The sequence below is a fragment of the Bartonella sp. MU70NMGDW genome (assembly GCF_042194085.1).
In the GTDB taxonomy this organism is placed as follows: Bacteria; Pseudomonadota; Alphaproteobacteria; order Rhizobiales; family Rhizobiaceae; genus Bartonella; species Bartonella grahamii.
On the sequence record NZ_JBHIMK010000136.1, the window covers coordinates 1 to 3,506 of the forward strand.

At 37.6% G+C, this 3,506-nt stretch carries 1 protein-coding gene; it reads right to left on the reverse strand.

All coding sequences use genetic code 11. The features are described from left to right. Positions 1–3,506: pertactin-like passenger domain-containing protein (locus ACFIKE_RS08695; protein ID WP_375649337.1), on the reverse strand; the 3,506-nt coding region annotated here is incomplete at both ends.

The window sequence follows — 3,506 nt, forward strand, 5'->3', positions numbered from 1 at the left end:
ACGGTTTGCATTTCATTGTGAAAAACCATCGCTGGAGCCACAGACATAGACAATACCGCATCTGTAGAGGGAGTGGTTAAAAAGTGAGAAACTGAAAGCGTCTCTCTCAATTGTGGAGAAGGTTGTTCTTTATGAACTGGACGCAAAATCATTTGATCAGCTAAAGATTGTGAAGAGGTTGAAACAGCAGTTTGTTGTTTTTCATCAGAAAGAGGATGAGAACTTCCTGAACCCAAGACTTCAATAACGTGACTTTCAAGAGAGAAAACAGTTGGAGAAACAAAAGCTGGAGATCTTTGACTCAAGTTTTGGCGGTTTTTTCTTCGACGTGGCAATTTAATAGCATGCTCTTGTGATGCTGCAATCGTTGAAAGAGAAGAAACCTGTTGATTTTGATTTAAATGCCGTGCAGATCTGCTCCTACCACGTGGTAAACTATTGAGAAATGAAACATTATCAATAAATACCGCAGATAAATACCAAACCTTTTCACCCCCATCCTCATCAATTCTCTGTTTTAAACCATACGTATAGGTTCCGCCATCAATAGTTTTAACATTTGCACCAGAAAAGCTTCTCAAGGTAAAATGCGCTCCTCCACTTTGATCAACAATTAAATCAAGTTCTGTTGAAGAAGTATCAACAATTTCAATACCGGAATCTACAATACTTATTGTGTGAAAACCACGGCCATTCTTGATAAAGAGATAATCACCCTCTCCTTCTGCAAGGCTGACATTAAAATTGAAATGTAAACTCCCCAAAAGATTATCAATATAAAGCTTAGAGTAATGTAAATCGGATTCTGTAGAAGTAAAAATAATATTTCCCACACCGCTCAGCTTCTTGATATAGGTTTCTGTGTTTCCATATCCATTAGAAATAGAGTATAATTTAGCGTTTTCCCCCTCTAAATTAATATCGTCTACTGTTGTCTGATAATTGTTATATTCAGTATAAAAGCTATTATTTCCTGCATAAAGATGGACTTGTCCCAAATCATGAATCTTTATTTTTCCTTCCAACATCGCACCAGCAAAAATCCATGAATTGGCTCCTTCTTTAATTGTTAGATTTTTTACAATGCTACCAGCATGAACTTCTTGAGCAGCATGGCGGTGTAAAGTCACAATATCCACCTCTCCCCCTGCTAATACCCGCTGTACCCCACCCGCGAAAACCTCAGTATTCACGGCTAATCCACCACTTTTTTGTATAAAATCATCATCTGCGAACCATTTAGCAAGAGTTTGTATTCCTCCACTCATCACTTTTGTTCTGACAACCATTCCATCATCGTATACATTCTGCTGTCCCGGTGTGTCACCTTGACCATAAATTGTCGTATCATAAGCACTGCTCCCAACAATTCCACCGTCCACATACCCATCTCCAAAAACAAGCTGCTCCCCACCATAAATTTCAGCTCTCAATGCGGATCCTCCTCCCTCCACTCTTTGTTTTCCACCCTCGTAAATAATCGTAAATTCTGAGATACCCTGTTCCCCTACAATCTCTGAACCACCATTTTCAATTGTTGTATTCTTACTAAAACCACCATTCTTAACATAGAGTGTTGCAGTTTCTGGAACTGTATTATTAATGGATAATTTAAAATCATCCGTTTCTCCATCACCAGCAATATAAACTATGCTATTGTCACCGAGTATGGAGTTTTGTAAAAATTTTTCACCTAGACCAGTAATGAAATCCTCTGCATAAAAATTGAAATCACCTGTATAAGAATTGGCTCTAGAATCTTCCGAAGGAGAAACAGTATTGTCTTGCTCAAAAGAGTTATCTATAGGCAACTCCGTATGAGATGGAGAAAAGATAGGAGTAGAAATTTTTTCCAATGTAGATGATGTCGATAAAGACCAAATCTTTCCACTGTTATGATCTCTTTTCTTTAGAGCGTACATGTAGACTCCATTATCAACAGTAGCTATCTCTTCACCCCCAAAATCTATCAGAGTAAAATGCGCATTTCCGCTTTGATCATGAATTAAATCAAGCTCCAAAACTAAGTTCTGATTTTGTGGAAGAGAATTGGTCATTTCAGCACCAGAATCGATAACGCTGATGGTGTGATGACCTGCTCCTTTTTTTATAAGAAGATAATCACCGCGCTGTTCTGCAAAATTAGTATTAAACCTAAAATGTAAATTACCTGAAAGATTACCGACCTCAAGTTTAGAGTAATGTGGATTAAACACGGTAGAAGTAAAAACAACGCGTCCATCCCCGCTTAGATCCTCAATCAAAGAGCTTTCACCATCCATCTTGGAAGCAATAGAGTATAATGTGGTATCTTTGCCATTTAAAACAATTTTTTCTACTTCAGTATGAGATTGCTCAGCACCAGCATAAAGATAAATCCGTCCAGAATCATGAATCATGGTGTTTCCTTCTAGTGTTGCACCAGAATGTAACCACGATTGTGCTTGATCCTTAATCGTTAAATCTTTTACATAGCCTCCTAAATCTATTGCTTGAAAAGCATTCCCTTGTAAGAGAACACCAATCGCGATTCCTCCCGCTAAAACGTGTTGTTCTCCACCAGAAAAGATCTTCGTATCAAATGCAAAACTGCTATAATGGTCTAGATCTTCTTCCACAAAAAGATTTTGTACCCCTCCTTCCATGATCTTTGTGCTAAAAACCTTTCCATCATCATACACATTCTGGTATCCTAGCACTCCATTTTTACCAGAAACGACAGTGTCATAGGCGCTACTCCTTACCATCCCACCTTTGATATTAGACTTTCCTGAAATAAACTGCTCACCACCGTAAATTTTAGCCCCTTCAGCTTTTCCCCCATCTTCAACCTTTTGTTTTCCCCCTCTCTTAACTGTACTATCCTGTGAAAGACCCTGTGTTCTAATAAGTTCAGTACCGCCTCTTTGAATTATCGTATACAGGCTAAAACCACCGTTATAAACGGAAAGCTTTCCAGCATCTTTAACTATATTACTAATTGAAGTTTCTCCATTGCTATCAACTTTCTCACTGTTACTATCAAAGCTAGGATCAGCAATCGTAATAATCATTCCCTTTTCAATTGTACGTTCTATGAGATCATTCGATAATGAAGCCATAGCAGATGGTTGCAAGTTAAAATCAGAAAATAAAGAGGTATTTTCCTCATCAAGAGCATAATTCGCATCTAAATACCAAATTTTACCATTTCTCTCATTTTTTCTCTGTTTCAAACTGTACATGTAGGTTCCGGCATCAATAGCTCTGATTTTTTCACCAAAAGTGTTTGTTAAAGTAAAATGAGCGTTTCCACTATGATCGGAAATTAATTTAAGCTTTTTGTGGGAAGGGGCTGTACCCTCACCTCCAGAATCAGTAATACTTATTGTATGATAACCTGAACCACTTTCTTTAATGACAAGATAATCACTAAGATGCTTGGCGAAGTTTACATTAAAATCAAAATGTAAAGAACCTGATAGATCATCAATATTAAGCTTAGAGTAATGCTTATCAGCCCGAGA